Origin of the sequence: Thermosipho japonicus, assembly GCF_014201655.1 — a bacterium.
Taxonomy (GTDB): Bacteria; Thermotogota; Thermotogae; order Thermotogales; family Fervidobacteriaceae; genus Thermosipho; species Thermosipho japonicus.
Genome location: NZ_JACHEX010000002.1, coordinates 1 through 17,247 on the forward strand (window position 1 = coordinate 1; position 17,247 = coordinate 17,247).

A 17,247-nucleotide genomic window follows, 5' to 3' on the forward strand; every position below is an offset into this window, starting at 1 on the left:
CCTTCAAGACAAACAATACACTATAGATTGAAAAGATTATCAAAAAAGAAAGTAAGTAAGAAATTAAAAAGACTTTTTAGCACACTGCTAGTTATTGAAGATAAAGAAATTAGAGGAAAGAAGAAGAGACTCCATCTATTATATGAAGCAAAGAAAAAAGTGTTATTAGATTTTGAGATAGGAAATAATAGAGAAGTAGAACATGCAGAAATTATGTTAGAAGATATAGAAGGTTCGATACTCTTAGCAGATAGGGGGTACTGGCAATGGGAGTTTATTGAAGAAATGAAAGAAAAGATGAAGTTATATGTAAGACCTAGGGGAAGAAAAGGAAAAGAATTCATGGAAAGAGAAATAGATAGGTTGATATATAGCAAAAGATGGGAGATAGAATGGTATATAGAAAGGCTGAAGCAGAGGATAAAGATGAGAGGAATGAATGAAAGAACGCAGTAGCATGTAATTTTTTGTGTAAATACCTCTTCTTGGATGGTAATAAATTAATTAAATTGGATTATAATTCTTAAATTATCTTCATGTGATTTATCGTCTATATTGTAATATGCTTTAATAGTAATTTCTAAAAGTTTTTAATGTGAGTTTTTGAAAAAAACACCTTTTTGCAATTTTTACTGCAAGATTTAACATTATTAAATTAAGAATATATTTTTAGCGTTAGTTTTTAGTATTTGGTTTATTATTGATTATTACAGGTTTTGGAATTTAGTTGCATTAAGAATTATAGACGTATTTTGTGATTTTTTCTTTGAAAAAGATGGATAGTTCGTTTAGGACTTTGCTCCAGTTTCTATATCGAGCTGTCCATCTTTTTGTTGCATCTATTGTTGCTAAATATAATATTTTTAATAACGCATCATCATTTGGAAAAGATGTTTTATTTTTAGTCACTTTTCTATATTGCCTATTCAATGATTCTATTACATTTGTTGTGTACATTATTTTTCTTACTTCATCACCATATTCAAAATATGGCGATATTGTTTCCCAATGTTTTTCCCAACTTTCTAATGCCAATTTATACTTTGTCCATTTATTTTCTTTTAAATCCTGTAGATTTGAGTAGGCTATATCTTTATTGGGTGCTTTATATACTTTTTTAAATCATTTACAAGTTCTTTTCTATCCTTGTAATTAACATATTTTAAAGTATTTCTTATTTGATGTATTATACACCTTTGTACTACAGTATCAGGGAATGCTGCTTTAATTGCTTGAGGAAATCCTGTTAATCCATCTACTGAAGCTATTAATATATCTTTAACTCCTCTATTTTTTAAATCATTTAATACTCTTAACCAGAATTTTGATGATTCTATTTCACCTATGTATATACCAAGCACTTCTTTAAATCCATCAATATTTACACCTATTACAACATATGCTGTCTTTTTAATTATCTCACCATCATCTTTTACTTTAAATACTATCCCATCCATGAAAACAAAAGTGTATATCTCTTCTAATGGTCTGCTTTGCCATTCTCTAATCTCTGGTAATATCTTATTAGTAATTTTACTTATCATTTCAGCTGATAATTCTACACCATATATATCTTCAACATTCTTAGTTATATCTTTCGTACTTAATCCTAAACCATACATCTCTATTATTCTACTTTCAATATCTGAGATATCCCTTTTATACTTTGGTATTATTTTCGGTTCATATACCCCTTTTCTATCTCTGGGAATTTTCAATTCTATCTCACCCATGCTTGATCTTACCTTTTTTGAGCTGTATCCATTTCTGGAGTTATCCGTCTCTTTATTTTCCTTATCGTATTTCTCATATCCTAATTCATCTTCTAATTCCGTTTCTAACATTTCTTGTATTATTGGTCCCATCAATTCTTTAATCTTGTCATATACGTCTTTCATTGTATTTACTTCTGGATCCCTTGCTATTAACTTTGCTAATTTTTCAATGTTACTTTCTTCCTTTTTCTTCTTCTTTACCATTTAAAATACCCCCTTCTTGGTTTTATTTTACCATACCAAGAAGAGGGGTACCTATTTCCTATATTTTTCATTTACACATAATTTTTTATGGTCTCAAGAACGCTAAAGGCACAGATTACATATATGTTACTGGGGCAGCAGTTAACAATGTTAATAGAGACACTCTCTGCTCATCCTAAAATGATTAGACTGATTGACAAATAATTTTTACATTGGCCAGGGTGGACAACTTCAAATAGGATAAGTTGTAATTGTTTCTATTAACACTGCTAACTGCTCCCTAGAACATGTAGGTAACTGTGATTTATCATCTTCTCATAAATTCTTACCCTTGATTTCAAATATACTTTCAACTTTTTTTACATTTCAACAAATCCAGTCACTAGTATACATTATTTGCTATTTACATTCTAATTTAACTTATTTTTACTTTGCCTAGATTCAATTTAATTAAAAGAACAAAAACTTTTGTAGTAATTTTTCGTTTAAAAACAAATAAAAAATATATTTTGAGTTATAATGGCTAACTTTAAAACACAAGTTAAAAACATTAATATTATCAAATGAATTGTTACTACACAACTTTCAAGTCATCCAAGATAACTTCAATATTTCTTAAAAACTAAGCATCTAATTAATTTAAAAATACCCCATCCTTTTTCATCCTGGATGGGGTATACAATAACACATTTCTTTATTGTCTTAATATAGACAATCATTAACCTATAGAAACTATCTCTACTTCAAACACTAAGTTTTTCCCTGCAAGTGGATGATTTGCATCTAAATAAGCCATGTCATCTTTTATATCACTTACTCTAACAACAAAGCTACTACCATCTGGTTGATGAACTTCCAACAAATGATCCACCGCAACATCTTCTGGAAGCTTTGACTTTTCAACTGGAAAAATAAGATCTTCTCTATAAGGCCCATATGCCTTTTCAAAAGGAACATTGATTGTCTTTTTTTCTCCAACTTCCATACCCATCAAACCTTCTTCAAATCCTGGAATAACTTGGTTCATACCAACTACAAATTCTAATGGCTCTTTCCCAACTGAACTGTCAAAAACTTCTCCGTCCTCAAATTTTCCGACATAATGGACTTTAACTTTGTCTCCACTTTTAATACCCATGAATATCACCTCACAAAATTTAATACAATTCCATTATACACTATATAGAAAAAAACACAAATTTAATCTTTTATCTTAAAAAACAAACTCATCAAAAGCAGGATTACCCCTAAAATTGATATTGCTTGTCCAACTCCAAATTTATCTGCAAAAAAACCTAAGACAATCGAAAAAACTGCCGTTAGTAATGTTTTAGTTTGTGATTCAACCGACAAAACTGAGGCAAGAGCATCAGATTCAACATTGTCTCCTACATAAGAAACTGCTATTGGACGTCTTAAATTCTCTAGCACGTACAAAACAATGAAAATCAAAATAGAAATTATATAGAAATTAAAAATATAACTTACTCCCGCAAAAATTACTGATAATGCACCTACAAATAATGTCAAATTTAAAGCAAATGAAGAACTTTTCTTTCCAATCTTCCATGAATTTTTAGAGGCATATGAAGTTAAAAGGTAAAGGAAAAAGTACACAATACCAATTACAATGGAAGATCTCTTTTTATCATCTAACCACACAAATATTGGAATTGACAATGCAAATGATTCCAAAATAGGTTGCAAATAATCTTTCAGACTTTTGAAGATAGCAGAATAACTAGATGTATTTAAAAGTATTTTTAAAACCCTCCAGCTTGCAACAGCATCTATAAAGTCTTTTAAAGTTTGTTTTTTTGTCTTTTTTTTCTCAGCTTTATCAAGTTCATTAGGATAAGTTGCAAGGTTGATCAAATTCAATACATAAGGAAGAATTGCAATAAAAAACACTGTTCTATAATTTCCACTTACAAAAACAATTGACGCAGCAATAAGAGAATTAAGTGCTGAGCCAAGTTGGGAAGCTGCTCTTGTTGCACCATAATATTGAACCTTTAAATCATACATACCATTAAGTTTTAAATATTGAAAAATCATGGCTTTGTGAGTTCCTGTCCTAAAAGCGTCTCCAAAAGAAAAAAAGATCATTGCAAGTATGAACAAATAAAATGATCTTGAAAAATAAAAAATCAAAAAGGAAACGATATATGATATCATAGAAAAAATCATAGATTTTTTTCGCCCATACAAATCTGCAACCACACCAGTTGGAATTTCTAAAATGTTAGTTGCAATGCTTTTAATTGAATAAAGAACTCCAATTTGAAGATAGCTAAGACCAGAAGAAAGAAAAAACAGTATTAAAAAAGGTTCAAAAAAACGCAAATTTTTAAAAAAACCATACATTTGAAATTTCCTAAACTGTTTATCCTTTTTTATCATTTACATGCACCTCACAAAATATTGGATCATAATCTAGTCCCAACTTCTTTGCAAATGCTCTACAACCACCAAAGCAACTGTTAAAATAAGGGCAACTTTTGCAACTTGCGATCAAATCATCAGGATTATAACTTTCCCAAATTTGCTTAAATGGTACCTCCTTCAAATTTCCCATATAATATTCTTTGTCATATCTAAAATGGCCACAAGGGACAACCGTCCCATCAACCAACACGGAAGCATGTTCTCTTCCCGCAGTACAAAGTCCACCAGAAATACTTTCCTCAACATAAAATGTTATTTTACCTTTATACTTTTTAATAATCCCTCTGACATATTCTATCTCATCTTTAGACGGCAAAAGTAAATCCTTATAAAACTCTCCTCTGCCTACAGGAACAAATCTATCTACATAAAGTGAAACATTATGTTCTATTGCAAATTTAACCATCTCTTCAAAATGTTCATAATTAATCTTATTTACAACATGTAATACTGTAACATCAAATCCTTCTTCCAGAAAATTTATAAATCCTTTATATGTTTTTTCAAATGCACCAGGTCCTCTAACAAAATCATGAATTTCTGGAATATGCCCATCAAATGAAATTCCTACCTTTAATTGTGGATAAACATCCTTAATCTTTTTAACAATCTCTTTGCTTGCAAGTGATGCATTGGTATTTAACATAACATCGAGTCCAATACTTGCAGCATAAGAAATGATATCAATAATATCCTGCCTTATTAAAGGCTCCCCACCAATTAGATCAACAATTTCAACATTTGCATCTTTTAAATCATGTAATACCTTTTTCACTTCATCAAAAGAAAGCTCATTAGATGACTTTTTACCTGCATTACAATAGCAATGTTTACATGAATAATTGCAAGCAGTCGTGAGTTCAAACTCGATTATCTTTGGATACCGCATATCTCTCCCCCTTTTCTTAAGTTTTTACCTATATTAGTATATACCATATTCTTTAAAATTATGATAAAATCTTGTTAGAAAATAAGAAGGAGGGATACAGTGAACACTAAAGATTTGTTACTAAAGTTATCATCAATTCATGGACCATCGGGATATGAGTACAAGGCAACAAAAGAAATTGAAAATATTATGAAAGACTTAGTAGATGAATGTCATTATACGAAAGTTGGAAGTTTAGTTTGTGTAAAAAAAGGGGAAGGTAAAGGTAAAATAGGCCTTTTTGCACACGTTGACCAACTTGGTTTTGTAATTTCGAAGATAACAGATGATGGTTTTGCATATGTTGCTGGTATAGGTGGATGGGATCCAAAAACTGTAATTGGTCAAAGAGCAAAAATCTATTCAAAAAATAGAGAGTTTTACGGAGTTTTTGGATTTTTAGCACCACACCTTCAAAAAGCAGAAGATAGAAAAAAAATACCAACTTTTAATTATTTGTTCCTTGATATAAGTATGAACGAAAATTGGAAAGAAATTCAAGTTGGAGATATTGTAATGTTAGATGAAATTGAAGGATTTGAAAAAAACAACATCGTATACGCACCTGCACTTGACAATAGAGCAAGTTGTGTTTCACTAATTAAAACTGCTGAAATACTTAAAAAAATAAAACATCAATTTGATGTTTACTTTATTTTTTCCACTCAAGAAGAAATAGGTGGTCCAGGTGCTCCTACAGCAGCATACTTTGCAGACCTTGACTATGCATTTGTAATAGATGTTACACATGGAGATGAATCAATTCCAGGATTTAGAAAAATAGAAATCAATAAGGGTCCTGTTGTGGCCGTTGGACCTGTTGTAGATAAAGAATTTAACGAAAAAGTACAAAATGTATCAAGTCAATATAACATAAAGATACAATACGAGCCTATTCCAAGAAGAAGTGGTACAGATACAGACGCAGTCCAACTTGTAAAGGCTGGTGTAAAAACTCAATTGATATCAATTCCATTAAAGTACATGCATACACCATATGAAAAGGTTCATGTAAATGATATTGAAAATACAGCAAAGCTTATGGCATTCACCATTTCAGAATTGGAGGTGCAATAAATGTATTTAAAAGAACTCTCTGAAATAAATGGAGTCTCAGGAAATGAAAAGAAAGTAAGAGACTTTATCATAGGAAAGATAAAAGATAAAGTTGATAAATTTTGGGTAGATAGAATGGGAAATTTAATTGCTTTTAAGAAAGGAAATGGAAAGGCAAAAGTTGTTTTGGATGCACACATGGACGAAGTTGGCTTCATGGTTACAAATATTGAAGAAGATGGATCACTTTCTTTTATGCCAGTTGGCGGAGTAGATCCAAGGGTAGTAATCGGTAAAAAAGTTATTATTAACGATGAAATAATAGGTGTTATTGGTTTTAAAGCAATTCACTTGCAAGATGATCCATATAAAGCTCCTGAATTTTCACAATTAAAAATTGATGCAGGATTTTCTTCAAAGGCAGAAGCAGAAAAAAAGGTTAAAATAGGTGATTACGTTGCATTTACAACAAAATACAAAGAAATTGGCAACTTTGCAACTGGTAAAGCATTTGACGATAGAGGCGGCTGTAGCATTTTAATAGATTTAATTGAAAGTAATATAAAAAGTGACTATGACCTCTATTTTGTATTTAGCGTTCAAGAAGAAACAGGTCTTCGTGGTGCAGCAGTTATTAGCGAACAAATAAAACCAGATTTTGCAATTGCACTTGAAACAACTACAGCTGGTGATAATCCTGAGTTAGATAAGTCCCAATGGGCAACTCATATTGGTGATGGACCAGCTTTGACATTTTTACATTCAGGCTATGTCATCGATAAAGACTTATTTGATGCACTTGTTGATACTGCAAAGAAAAATAACATTCCATTTCAGTATAAAAGAAGAACCGCCGGTGGAACAAATGCTGCAAGGTATGCAAGAAGTACATACGGTGTTCCTGCTGCAGTAATTTCAATTCCTTCAAGATACATTCACAGCCCTATAATAGTAATAAGCCTTGATGATTATAAAAACAGTGTTTTACTAGTTAAAAAATTTCTCGAAAGTGCTCCAGTGGTAAAATAAAACCCTAAATTAATATCGCACTAAAAAACATGACCCTGAAAAATTCAGGGTCATGTTTTCTTTTTTTTACTTTACATTTGGAATTAAAACTTTCAAAATCTCTTCGTTCTTAATCCTTATATAACCTTCACTCAATTCCTTTAATGCAATACTTACATAGTTGTTATCCCATGTCTCAACATATGGTTTTGCGAATTCCTTTAAATTTTCTGCACGTTTTGCCGCTGCAATTGGGATAGCAAATTTGTAGGGAATTCTCTTTAGTAGTTCATCATAGTTAATTACCGGTCTCACTTTCACTCACCCCTTTAAAAAGCCGTTTTATCAATGCTTCGTCTAAAATTCTCCTTGTTCTGTACGATTCAGCTGTAATAATAGATTTCATTGCAAGTATAGACTTTTCAAGATCGCTATTGACTATTAAATAATCAAATTCCACAATTTTTGACATTTCCCACTTTGCATTTTCAAGCCTTTTTAACATTGACTGGCTATTTTCAGTTCCTCTTTTTAAAAGTCTCTCCTTTAAAACTTCATAACTTGGTGGTGCAACAAAGATAAAAACCGCATCATCAAAATTTCTCTTTACCTGCAACGCTCCTTGTACATCTATATCCAATATTATTCTATTACCTTTTTCAATATTTTCAAGTACAAATTTTTTTGGTGTTCCATACAAATTTCCATGCACTTCAGCCCATTCTAAAAATTCGCCTTTTTCTCTCATTTCAATAAACTTATCTCTACTTACAAAAAAATAATCTACACCATCAACTTCTCCTGGACGTGGTGGGCGTGTAGTACACGAAACAGAAAAAACTATATTCTCTAATTTATTCATAAGGGCACTAATAATACTTGTTTTTCCAACTCCTGATGGTCCACTAACTACAAACAAAGTCCCCTTCATATTATCCCTTTCTTCTAATCTTGTCAAGTTGTTCTTCTATTTCAAAGAATGATTGCATAAACCTTTGGGCAATAGTTTCTGGTTGAATTGCACTTAAAATTATATGGTTACTATCGGAAATTAGGATAGCTCTTGTTTTTCTACCGTATGTTGCATCTATAAGCTTTCCTTCTTCCTTTGCATCTTCTTTTAGTCTTTTAAGTGGTGCACTTTCAGGATTAACAATTGCTACAATCCTGTCACCTGCAATTACGTTTCCAAAACCAATATTAATTAAACCAAACATAAAATACACCTCCCAAATTATTCAACGTTTTGAATTTGCTCTTTCAATTGTGAATTAATATATTTGCCTTCAAGGGCTAAATTGCTAATTTCAAGCATTCTGCTTTTAGAAAGTATTGTATTAAATTCTCTGTGAACCTCTTGTGTTAGAAAATTAAATAACATTCCAACTGGCTCATCCCTTAATAAAAGTTCTTTCATCCTATCTATATGACTTTTTAATCTTTCTATTTCTTCCCTTATATCTGCTTTATCTGCTATCAAAGCTACCGCTGTTTCAAATTGGTTTGTATCTATCTCAACATTTTCAGGTAAAATTTCTTCAACACTTTCTCTTAATTTCTTTGCAATTTCTTCTTTCATATCACTAGCAATTTTTTCTATATTAAATGTTATTTCTTCTATTTTTTTCACCATATTTTCTATGTCCTTACATATCTTTTGACCTTCCTTTTTTCTTTCCTCAACCAACATCTCTAAAGACGATGATAAAACTTCTTTTGTAAAATCCCACAATTCTTCAACCACTTCATCTTCTATATCACCACGGAAAATTTCTCTAAAATTCAATAAATCACCCAAAACTATCGAATTTTGTATTCCAAGACTTTCCCTTACACTTTCTAATGTATCATAGTACGATTTGGCCATAACATAATCGATTGAAAGATTTACCGGTGTTAAAAACTTAACATTTATTCTTACATTAACCTTACCACGGGTCAAAAAATTTGAAATTATCTTAGTAATTTCAATTTCTTTTGAAGATAAATAATAAGGAAGGGATACACTAATATCTAATCCCTTTGAATTGAGACTTTTTACTTCACAACTTACTCTAAATTTTTCTGAAAACTTTTCCACTTTGGCATAGCCAGTCATACTTTTTAGCAAATTAATCACTCCTATTAATAATTATACACGATTTTTTAATTTTTTCAAAACTTTTTTCGCATTTTCAACTTATTTTATCTTAATTAAAAAGACGGGACCCGAAGGGTCCCATAATGAGGGCTTTATCTCATCCGCCTACTGCTTGCTAGCTTCCTGCATTCCTCTTTCAATAGCTTTAATATTAATATCTATAAGGTTTGCTTTCTTTCCAGTTAACTTTTGTTCAAGCGCCTTTATTACACTTTCTTTTGAAACTATATTTGTAGCCCCAATTACTGCTCCAAGCATTACCATATTTGCAACTTTTAAATTCCCAAGTTCATCTGCTATTTCATTACAATTAACTTTGTATATATTTATTCCATCTTTTCTATCAGGTTCTCTGTCTATAACTGACTCATTTAAGAACAAGTATCCACCATCAGTTACAAAGCTTTGAAATTTTATCATTGAAGGAATATTCATTGCTACTACAACTTCTGCTTTATCTACTACTGGTGATGCGACTTCTTTGTCTTCAACTACAACGGTACAATTTGCAGTTCCACCACGCATTTCAGGACCGTACGATGGCATCCAAGTTACACTTTTTCCCTCAATCATTCCTGCATAAGCAAGGATCTGACCCATAAGCATTACACCTTGACCACCAAATCCTGCAAACACAAATCTCATTTCTCATCACCAACCTTATCTACAAATACACCCAATGGATATTCAGGGATCATATTTTCTTCAAGCCATTTGTTTGCAGATATAGGATCAATTCCCCAGTTTGTTGGACATGTAGATAATACTTCAACCATTCCAAACCCTATTCCCTTTACTTGTGCTAAAAATGCTTTCTTGATTGCCTTTTTAGTTTTTTCTACATCTTGAGGAGTATTTACCTTTGTCCTTGCAAGATATGCTACTCCCCTTGCTTCTTTTAAAAATTCACACATATGCATTGGATAACCATCATTTTCTGCTTTTCTTCCATATGGTGTCGTTGTTGACTTCATTCCCAAAAGTGTTGTTGGAGCCATCTGTCCACCAGTCATTCCATATATTGCGTTATTAACAAAAATTGTTGTAATCTTTTCTCCTCTATTTGCAGCGTGCATAATCTCTGCCGTACCAATTGCTGCCAAGTCTCCGTCACCTTGATATGTGAATACATATAAATCTGGTCTTGCCCTTTTCATTCCAGTTGCAACTGCTGGTGCTCTACCGTGTGGTGCTATTGTTCCATCCATGTTAAAAAATTGGTATGCAAAAACAGAACAACCTATTGGAGCTACAACCAATGTCTTTTCCCTAATACCAAGTTCATCGATAACTTCTGCTACTAATCTATGAATAATTCCATGATGACATCCAGGACAATATGTAAATTCCTTTCCAGTTAATGACTCAGGCATTTTATATAAAACTTTTCTCATTAAATTCACCTCCCAATTTCCTTTTTCAATGCATCGTAAATCTCATTAGGTGTTGGAACTACTCCACCCATTCTTGAATAGAACTTAATTGGCTTTTTACCTTTAACAGCCAGTTTTACATCTTCAAGCATTTGTCCCATATTCATTTCTACGTCAAAGAACATTTCTACCTTATCTGCTAGTTTTTCAAGTGGCTCATATGGATATGGCCAGACCGTAATTGGTCTAAACAAACCTACCTTTAATCCATCTTCCCTTGCCATGTCAACAACACTCTTTGCAATTCTTGCTACGGTTCCAAATGCTGTTATTACAATGTCTGCATCCTCTGTTTTATACTCTTCCCATCGTACTTCATTCTTTTCTATTTCTTTGTATATTTCAACTAGTTCCAAATTCATTTTTTCAAGGACGTATGGATCTATATCGAATGAAGTAACTATATGAGGCTCTCTTCCCTTTGCTCCGGTTAATGCCCAGTCACTATGATCAGGTAAAGTTGAAAGATCTCTGAATTCTGGAAATTCAACTGGTTCCATCATCTGTCCCAACATACCATCTGCAAGAATAAGAGCAGGTGTTCTGTACTTATCTGCCAAATCAAATGCAAGAACCGTAAGATCAACTGCTTCTTGAACAGTTGATGGTGCAAGTACAATTAATCTATAATCTCCGTGTCCTCCACCCTTTGTTGCTTGCCAATAATCTCCTTGTGCTGGTTGAATATCACCAAGTCCTGGTCCACCACGTACAACATTGACAAACACTGCAGGAAGTTTTGCACACGCCATATAAGAAACGCCTTCCATCATCAAACTGAATCCTGGCGAGGATGTAGATGTCATAACTCTTTTTCCAGTACATGCTGCACCGTATAACATGTTAACAGTTGCAACTTCACTTTCAGTTTGTAAAAAAACTCCTCCAACTTCTGGTAATCTCTTTGACATATATTCTGGAAGCTCACTCTGAGGAGTTATAGGATATCCAAAGAAATGCCTACATCCTGCTCTTATCGCGGCTTCACCAATTGCTTCCGTCCCTTTAACCATTACTTTTGCCATACTCTTTCCCTCCTCACTCTTCCCTGTATACTGTTATACAAACATCAGGGCACATTCTATAACAAAATCCACAAGCAATACATTTTTCTAGATGTTTTGGTTCAGCGGGATGATAACCTTTTGAATTAAAAGACTCAGAAAATTCTATAACTTTCGTCGGACAAGCATCGATACATAATCCACAACCTTTACATCTTTCCTGATCGATTTCAATATATCCTTTTACCTTAGGCATTTTCACAACCTCCTTAAAAATCCATTTTCATGAACCTTTTTAACCTAAATTTTGGAAACTCTGTTTCAAAATCTTCTAAAAAGTCTGGTATGACTGTATACTTCACTGGAACTTCTAATACTTGGGAAGCTTCTTTTAATATTCTTTCACCTTCTAAAATTACCTCTTTTGTTGTCTCTGAAGATAAATTAGAATTATTAATCAAATAATCAATTTTTATTTTGGTTACTTTGGTCAATTGTTCATAAGTCTTTACAATTCCCTCAACTGTAGAAGTAAAAGGCCTTCTTGTATTAACAACCATATAAATCTCTGTATCTTTCAAGTGTGGTTTTAAATACCCCACAACAACTATACCATTTTCCTCTCCACCAACATCTAACACCGTTTTATACTGAGGATTATTCAAATAACCTGCTACTGCACCAGTAACTATTGGTAAATCTGCATGCTTTAAAGCACCTGGAGGTGTTACTACTTTAATTCCTTCTGCCTCAAGTTCATCAATTGCATCTCTTGTTCTAAAGTATGGAGAAATAATATCAACATCTGCAATCGCAACATTTTCATACTCATTCTTTAACTTTAACGCATAATTTATTGCAACTTCCGTCTTACCACTACCAAATAAACCTACAAAAACAAAGTTTTTAGCCACGCATTTGCACCTCTTCCTTATAGCTCCTTGCCCTCTCTTCTCCTCTTAGGACCCTTAGTGCACCCATTGCAAGCGCTTTTTCTTCATCTCCACCCGGATAAACAAGTACTTTAGCAATAAAGCTAGTATATTCTTTTAACCATTTGACCATGTAATTTTCATCATATGCAAGTCCCCCGGTCAAAACTATTGCATCAACTTCTCCTTTTAAGGCTGCTGCCATTTTTCCAACCCATTTTGCAATTTGATATGCCATTGCTTTGTAAACAAGTTCTGCCTTTTTATCACCATTTGAGATCATTTCCTGTACCTTCATTGCGTCATTTGTACCAAGGTATGCCACAAGTCCACCTTTTCCTTTTATTCTCTTTTTTATAAAATCATAATCGTACTTTCCTGAATAACACAAATCAATCAATTGAGTCAGTGGAAGTGTACCACTTCTTTCAGGAGTAAATGGTCCATCACCATCAAGTGCGTTGTTTACATCAATAACTTTTCCATTTCTGTGAGCACCTATTGAAATACCTCCACCCATATGAACAACAATAAGATTTATTTCTTCATATTTTTTCCCAAGCTCTTCAGCAGCTCTTCTTGCTACAGCCTTTTGATTTAGAGCATGGAAAATTGATTTTCTTTCAAACATTGGATGTCCAGAAATTTTTGCAATCTTCTCCATTTCATCCACAACAACTGGATCAACAATATATGCAGGAATATTATATTTATTTGAAATTTCAAAGGCTATTACTGCTCCAAGATTTGATGCATGTTCCCCATATTTTGCTTGTTTTAATTCTTCAACCATCAACTCATCAACTAAATAAGTGCCACTTGGAATAGGCCTTACAAGACCTCCGCGGCCAACAACAGCATTAAAGTCTTTGTATTCAAATCCAAGTGTTTTTAAAAAATCTTCAATTGCATTTACCCTAAATTCATATTGATCTATTAATCTCTTAAATTGAGAAAGCTCCTCAGGGGTATGTCTTAAGGTTTTAGAAGCAACTTGCTTTTCGTCTTCAAAAATAGCCAATTTTGTACTGGTTGAACCTGGGTTTATAACTAATATTCTATACATTAAGATCACCTGCCAAAAGCGTTGTAAGAGCAAGGGAAAGTAACTTTGTTTCATCAGAATCTGCCCTTGAAGTTAATGCAACTGGAACTTTTGCACCAACTATTGCAGATGCAACCTTTGCTCCACCCAAAAATACCATCGATTTATAGAAAATATTTCCTGCTTCTATATCTGGCATGATTAAAATATCTGCATCACCAGCAACATCACTTACGATCCCTTTATGCTCTGCTGCTTCTTTTGAAACTGCATTATCCAAAGCAAAAGGCCCATCAACAATACAACCCTTAATTTGACCTCTTTTATTCATTTGTGAAAGAATAGCTGCTTCAATTGTTGCTGGCATTTTTGGATTAACTATTTCAACAGCACCTAAAATAGCAACTTTAGGAGTTTCAACACCAACGGCTTTCTTTGCCACAAAAACTGCATTATTTATAAGGTCAACTTTCTGTTCTAAAGTTGGGGCAATTGTCATTCCTGCATCAGAAACAACCAAAAGTTTATGATACAAAGGAGTTTCAAAAATACTAACTAACGATAATGTTTTTCCGGTTCTAAGGCCATATTCCTCTTTTAAAACAACTCTCATCAAATCTCCAGTTTTGATCTTTCCCTTCATTACAAAATCCGCCTGCTTTTCTGCAACCAATTTTACAGCTTTTTCCGCAGCATCATTGTAATCCTTTGCATCCACTAGTTTATGCTCGCTTAAGTCAATGTTGTTTTCATTTGCTAATTTTTTAGTTTTTTCTACATCTCCAACGAGTATTGCATTTATTATTCCTTCTTTTTTTGCTTTATCAATTGCTTTAAGAACAACTTCGTCTTCACTTGCTGCAACTGCAACGGTTTTTGGTCCAAACTTTTTAGCTTTTCCTAAAATTTCATTTAGTTTTTTCATTTTTTCTCACCCCATATCTTTGCCTCTTCCTCGCCTTTTAAAACTCTTAAAGCTCCTTTTGCTAAAGCTTCCATTTCAAATTCTCCGGGTACAGAAAAGACAGGAGCAAATTTAAATACATAAGATTTTATCTTTTCCACGACTTCCACATTATTTGCAATTCCACCTGTTATGACAATTGCATCAACCTTTCCTTTTAAAACTGCACACATTCCGCCAATTTCTTTTGCAATTTGGTATACCATTGCATCTATTATGAATTTTTCCTCTTCAGTTCCTTCTTCCATGACCTTTTTTACATCATTTGTTCCTAAATAAGCTACAACCCCACCTTTTCCTATAAACATCTTTTTTAACTCTTCTTTTGTATATTTTCCTGAAAAGCATAATTTTGCCACATCACCTACTGGAAGTTCTCCAGTTCTTTCTGGGCTAAACGGACCTTCGTCATTTGCATTATTTACATCTATCATTCTACCTTTTTCATGAGCTGTTACAGATATTCCTCCACCAAGATGTGCCACAACCATATTTAATTCTTCATACCTTTTTCCTAGTTGATTTGCAACTTCTCTTGCTACTGCCTTTATATTCAACGCATGCGCAAGACTAAGTCTTTCTATCTCAGGAATCCCAGAAAGTCTAGCTTCATCAATCATTTCATCAACCGAAACCGGGTCAGTTATATAAACAGGAATCTTTCCAGCAGATAATGAATACCCAATTACCGCTGCAAGATTAGATGCATGCTTTACCCTAGTCTTATTTTTTAAATAATCAACCATCTCTTCATTTACTATGTATGTTCCACTTTCAAGTGGTGGTAAAATTCCCCCTCTACATGCTATTGCATCAAAATCTTCCAATTTGTAGCCATTAGATTCTACAAATTTTAAAATTGCTTCTTTTCTAAAATCTTCTTGTTCCATCAAATCACTAAATTTTTCAAGTTCTTCTACATCATGTCTCAAAGTTTCCTGAACTTTCTTTACATCATCTTCAAAAATTGCTACCTTTGTACTTGTAGAGCCAGGGTTAATAACTAAAATCAACACTATATCAACCCCTTACTCTTTCCATACTCAACAATTACATCTTTTAATCTTTTAACCCCTTCTATTATTTTTTCATGTGGTGGCAAACAGAATGAAAGCCTCATTGAACTTGAAACACTGTCATCTGGAGTAAATGCTTGACCTGGGATATAAAATACTAATCTTTTCTTTGCAATTTCAAACATTTCAAGAGTATCAAAACCTTCAGGTAATGTAACCCAAGTAAACAAACCACCTGATGGATAAATCCATTTAATACCATTAATATCTGAAAAGTTTTCTTCAAAAGCCTTCATCATGGTATCTCTCTTTGATTTATAAAGCTTTAGTGTCGGTGTAATTTGTTCAACCAAATCGTATCTTTCAAGGTATCTTGCTGCAATTCTTTGTGTTAAAGCTGGGCTACACAAATCTGTACCTTGTTTTGCAAGAACAAATTTTCTAACTAGTTCTTTTTCACCAATAACTGCACCTATTCTAAGTCCAGGAGCAAGTATCTTACTAAAAGTATTAAGAAGTATAACTCTTTCTTTTCCTGCAAGTTTAAATAATGATGGAAGATGTTCTCCCTCAAATCTGAGCAATCCATATGGATCGTCTTCTAATATTAACAAATCATATTTTTCAGCAAGCTCTATAATTCTCTTTCTCTTTTCCAAAGAAAGTGTTGCACCAGCAGGGTTGTGGAAGTTTGGAATTACATAAATAAACTTTACTTTCTTTATCTGACCTTTCTCATCGAGCTCTTTTAACTTTTTTTCTAAAACATCCACATTCATTCCATCATCTTCAACAGGTACCGAAACAAAGTTTGCAAATCTCATTCTAAATGCACTTGCCGCTCCAAGATAAAATGGATTTTCAACAATTGCTATGCTATCTTCATCCAAAAATACCTTTCCAGCAAGCTCAAGTGCCTGCTGTGAACCCGTTGTAAACATAATATTCGATTCATCAAGGCCACTAATTCCAAATAATTTTTCCAACAATCTCAACATTTGCTTTGCAAGTTCTGGATCACCTTCGGTTGTACTATATTGAAGCACGTAGCCATATTCATTTTCTATAACTTCGGATGCAATTTTGGAAAGTTCGTGTCTTGGGAAGGTTTCTGGGTCTGGAACTCCACCTCCAAAGGAAATAGCACCTTCAACACTTGCATATTTTAAGAGTTCTCTTATCAAGGAGGATCGAAGGTTGTCACCTAATTTCGAATACTTTGAACTATAATCCATAGTTTCACCTCCAAATATATGAATCTTATTTCTCATTGTTTGCAATTTTTTGCATGCAA

At 33.0% G+C, this 17,247-nt stretch carries 19 protein-coding genes and 1 pseudogene; 3 read left to right on the top strand and 17 right to left on the bottom strand.

Annotated features, from left to right (window positions below; all coding sequences use genetic code 11):
* Positions 1 to 456, top strand: a 456-nt coding sequence (locus tag HNP65_RS03880; RefSeq protein ID WP_246348187.1) for a transposase, incomplete at its 5' end; no start/stop codon positions are given.
* A gap of 276 nt (positions 457 to 732) precedes the next feature.
* Here HNP65_RS03880 and HNP65_RS03885 read toward each other — a convergent pair.
* The 4 genes and pseudogenes from HNP65_RS03885 to HNP65_RS03900 all read right to left on the bottom strand — a co-directional run bounded on the left by HNP65_RS03885 (position 733) and on the right by HNP65_RS03900 (position 5,316).
* Positions 733 to 1,979: pseudogene (locus HNP65_RS03885) on the bottom strand (IS256 family transposase).
* A 718-nt stretch (positions 1,980 to 2,697) separates the two neighbouring features.
* Positions 2,698 to 3,117 carry an FKBP-type peptidyl-prolyl cis-trans isomerase gene (locus HNP65_RS03890; RefSeq protein WP_184619030.1) on the bottom strand — a complete coding sequence of 140 codons (420 nt, stop codon included), beginning with the start codon at positions 3,115 to 3,117 and terminating at the stop codon, positions 2,698 to 2,700.
* A 62-nt stretch (positions 3,118 to 3,179) separates the two neighbouring features.
* The gene (locus HNP65_RS03895) at positions 3,180 to 4,382 is read right to left on the bottom strand and encodes an MFS transporter (protein WP_184619031.1); all 1,203 of its coding nucleotides are present in this window, start codon (positions 4,380 to 4,382) and stop codon (positions 3,180 to 3,182) included.
* Positions 4,366 to 5,316 carry a radical SAM/SPASM domain-containing protein gene (locus tag HNP65_RS03900; RefSeq protein ID WP_184619032.1) on the bottom strand — a complete coding sequence of 317 codons (951 nt, stop codon included), beginning with the start codon at positions 5,314 to 5,316 and terminating at the stop codon, positions 4,366 to 4,368. Before HNP65_RS03900 ends, HNP65_RS03895 begins: the two co-directional genes overlap by 17 nt.
* Positions 5,317 to 5,415: 99 nt before the next feature.
* On the opposite strand from HNP65_RS03900, the gene HNP65_RS03905 reads away from it, so the two are divergent.
* Together HNP65_RS03905 and HNP65_RS03910 are read left to right on the top strand one after the other, a co-directional pair.
* A complete protein-coding gene (locus HNP65_RS03905) occupies positions 5,416 to 6,432 on the top strand; it encodes a M20/M25/M40 family metallo-hydrolase (protein ID WP_184619033.1) in 1,017 nt (338 codons plus the stop codon).
* Entirely contained in the window at positions 6,433 to 7,440 is a 1,008-nt protein-coding gene (locus tag HNP65_RS03910; RefSeq protein ID WP_184619034.1) for a M42 family metallopeptidase, read from the top strand.
* A 66-nt stretch (positions 7,441 to 7,506) separates the two neighbouring features.
* On the opposite strand, the gene rpoZ is transcribed toward HNP65_RS03910, so the two are convergent.
* The 13 genes from rpoZ to HNP65_RS03975 form a co-directional block, all read right to left on the bottom strand.
* The gene (gene rpoZ / locus HNP65_RS03915; RefSeq protein WP_126993839.1) at positions 7,507 to 7,734 is read right to left on the bottom strand and encodes a DNA-directed RNA polymerase subunit omega; all 228 of its coding nucleotides are present in this window, start codon (positions 7,732 to 7,734) and stop codon (positions 7,507 to 7,509) included.
* Entirely contained in the window at positions 7,718 to 8,350 is a 633-nt protein-coding gene (gene gmk, locus HNP65_RS03920) for a guanylate kinase (protein WP_184619035.1), read from the bottom strand. The genes rpoZ and gmk overlap by 17 nt, the downstream gene beginning before the upstream one ends.
* A 1-nt stretch (position 8,351) precedes the next feature.
* Positions 8,352 to 8,636 carry a DUF370 domain-containing protein gene (locus HNP65_RS03925; protein ID WP_004103981.1) on the bottom strand — a complete coding sequence of 95 codons (285 nt, stop codon included), beginning with the start codon at positions 8,634 to 8,636 and terminating at the stop codon, positions 8,352 to 8,354.
* Between the two features lie 17 nt (positions 8,637 to 8,653).
* Positions 8,654 to 9,529 carry a YicC/YloC family endoribonuclease gene (locus tag HNP65_RS03930; protein ID WP_184619036.1) on the bottom strand — a complete coding sequence of 292 codons (876 nt, stop codon included), beginning with the start codon at positions 9,527 to 9,529 and terminating at the stop codon, positions 8,654 to 8,656.
* 135 nt (positions 9,530 to 9,664) lie between these two features.
* The gene (locus tag HNP65_RS03935) at positions 9,665 to 10,204 is read right to left on the bottom strand and encodes a 2-oxoacid:ferredoxin oxidoreductase subunit gamma family protein (protein WP_184619037.1); all 540 of its coding nucleotides are present in this window, start codon (positions 10,202 to 10,204) and stop codon (positions 9,665 to 9,667) included.
* The gene (locus HNP65_RS03940) at positions 10,201 to 10,953 is read right to left on the bottom strand and encodes a thiamine pyrophosphate-dependent enzyme (RefSeq protein WP_184619038.1); all 753 of its coding nucleotides are present in this window, start codon (positions 10,951 to 10,953) and stop codon (positions 10,201 to 10,203) included. The genes HNP65_RS03935 and HNP65_RS03940 overlap by 4 nt, the downstream gene beginning before the upstream one ends.
* Before the next feature lie 5 nt (positions 10,954 to 10,958).
* A complete protein-coding gene (locus HNP65_RS03945) occupies positions 10,959 to 12,017 on the bottom strand; it encodes a 3-methyl-2-oxobutanoate dehydrogenase subunit VorB (protein ID WP_184619039.1) in 1,059 nt (352 codons plus the stop codon).
* 13 nt (positions 12,018 to 12,030) lie between these two features.
* A complete protein-coding gene (locus tag HNP65_RS03950; RefSeq protein ID WP_184619040.1) occupies positions 12,031 to 12,252 on the bottom strand; it encodes a 4Fe-4S dicluster domain-containing protein in 222 nt (73 codons plus the stop codon).
* A 13-nt stretch (positions 12,253 to 12,265) separates the two neighbouring features.
* Positions 12,266 to 12,910 carry a cobalamin biosynthesis protein CobQ gene (locus tag HNP65_RS03955; RefSeq protein ID WP_184619041.1) on the bottom strand — a complete coding sequence of 215 codons (645 nt, stop codon included), beginning with the start codon at positions 12,908 to 12,910 and terminating at the stop codon, positions 12,266 to 12,268.
* Positions 12,903 to 13,994: a butyrate kinase gene (gene buk / locus HNP65_RS03960; RefSeq protein WP_184619042.1), complete on the bottom strand. Its 1,092-nt coding sequence runs from the start codon at positions 13,992 to 13,994 to the stop codon at positions 12,903 to 12,905. Before buk (HNP65_RS03960) ends, HNP65_RS03955 begins: the two co-directional genes overlap by 8 nt.
* A complete protein-coding gene (locus HNP65_RS03965) occupies positions 13,987 to 14,898 on the bottom strand; it encodes a phosphate butyryltransferase (RefSeq protein ID WP_184619043.1) in 912 nt (303 codons plus the stop codon). The genes buk (HNP65_RS03960) and HNP65_RS03965 overlap by 8 nt, the downstream gene beginning before the upstream one ends.
* Positions 14,895 to 15,956 carry a butyrate kinase gene (gene buk, locus HNP65_RS03970; protein ID WP_425506710.1) on the bottom strand — a complete coding sequence of 354 codons (1,062 nt, stop codon included), beginning with the start codon at positions 15,954 to 15,956 and terminating at the stop codon, positions 14,895 to 14,897. The genes HNP65_RS03965 and buk (HNP65_RS03970) overlap by 4 nt, the downstream gene beginning before the upstream one ends.
* On the bottom strand, positions 15,953 to 17,188 hold the full coding sequence (locus tag HNP65_RS03975; protein ID WP_184619045.1) for an aminotransferase-like domain-containing protein: 1,236 nt from the start codon (positions 17,186 to 17,188) through the stop codon (positions 15,953 to 15,955). Before HNP65_RS03975 ends, buk (HNP65_RS03970) begins: the two co-directional genes overlap by 4 nt.
* Between the last annotated feature and the right edge of the window lie 59 nt (positions 17,189 to 17,247).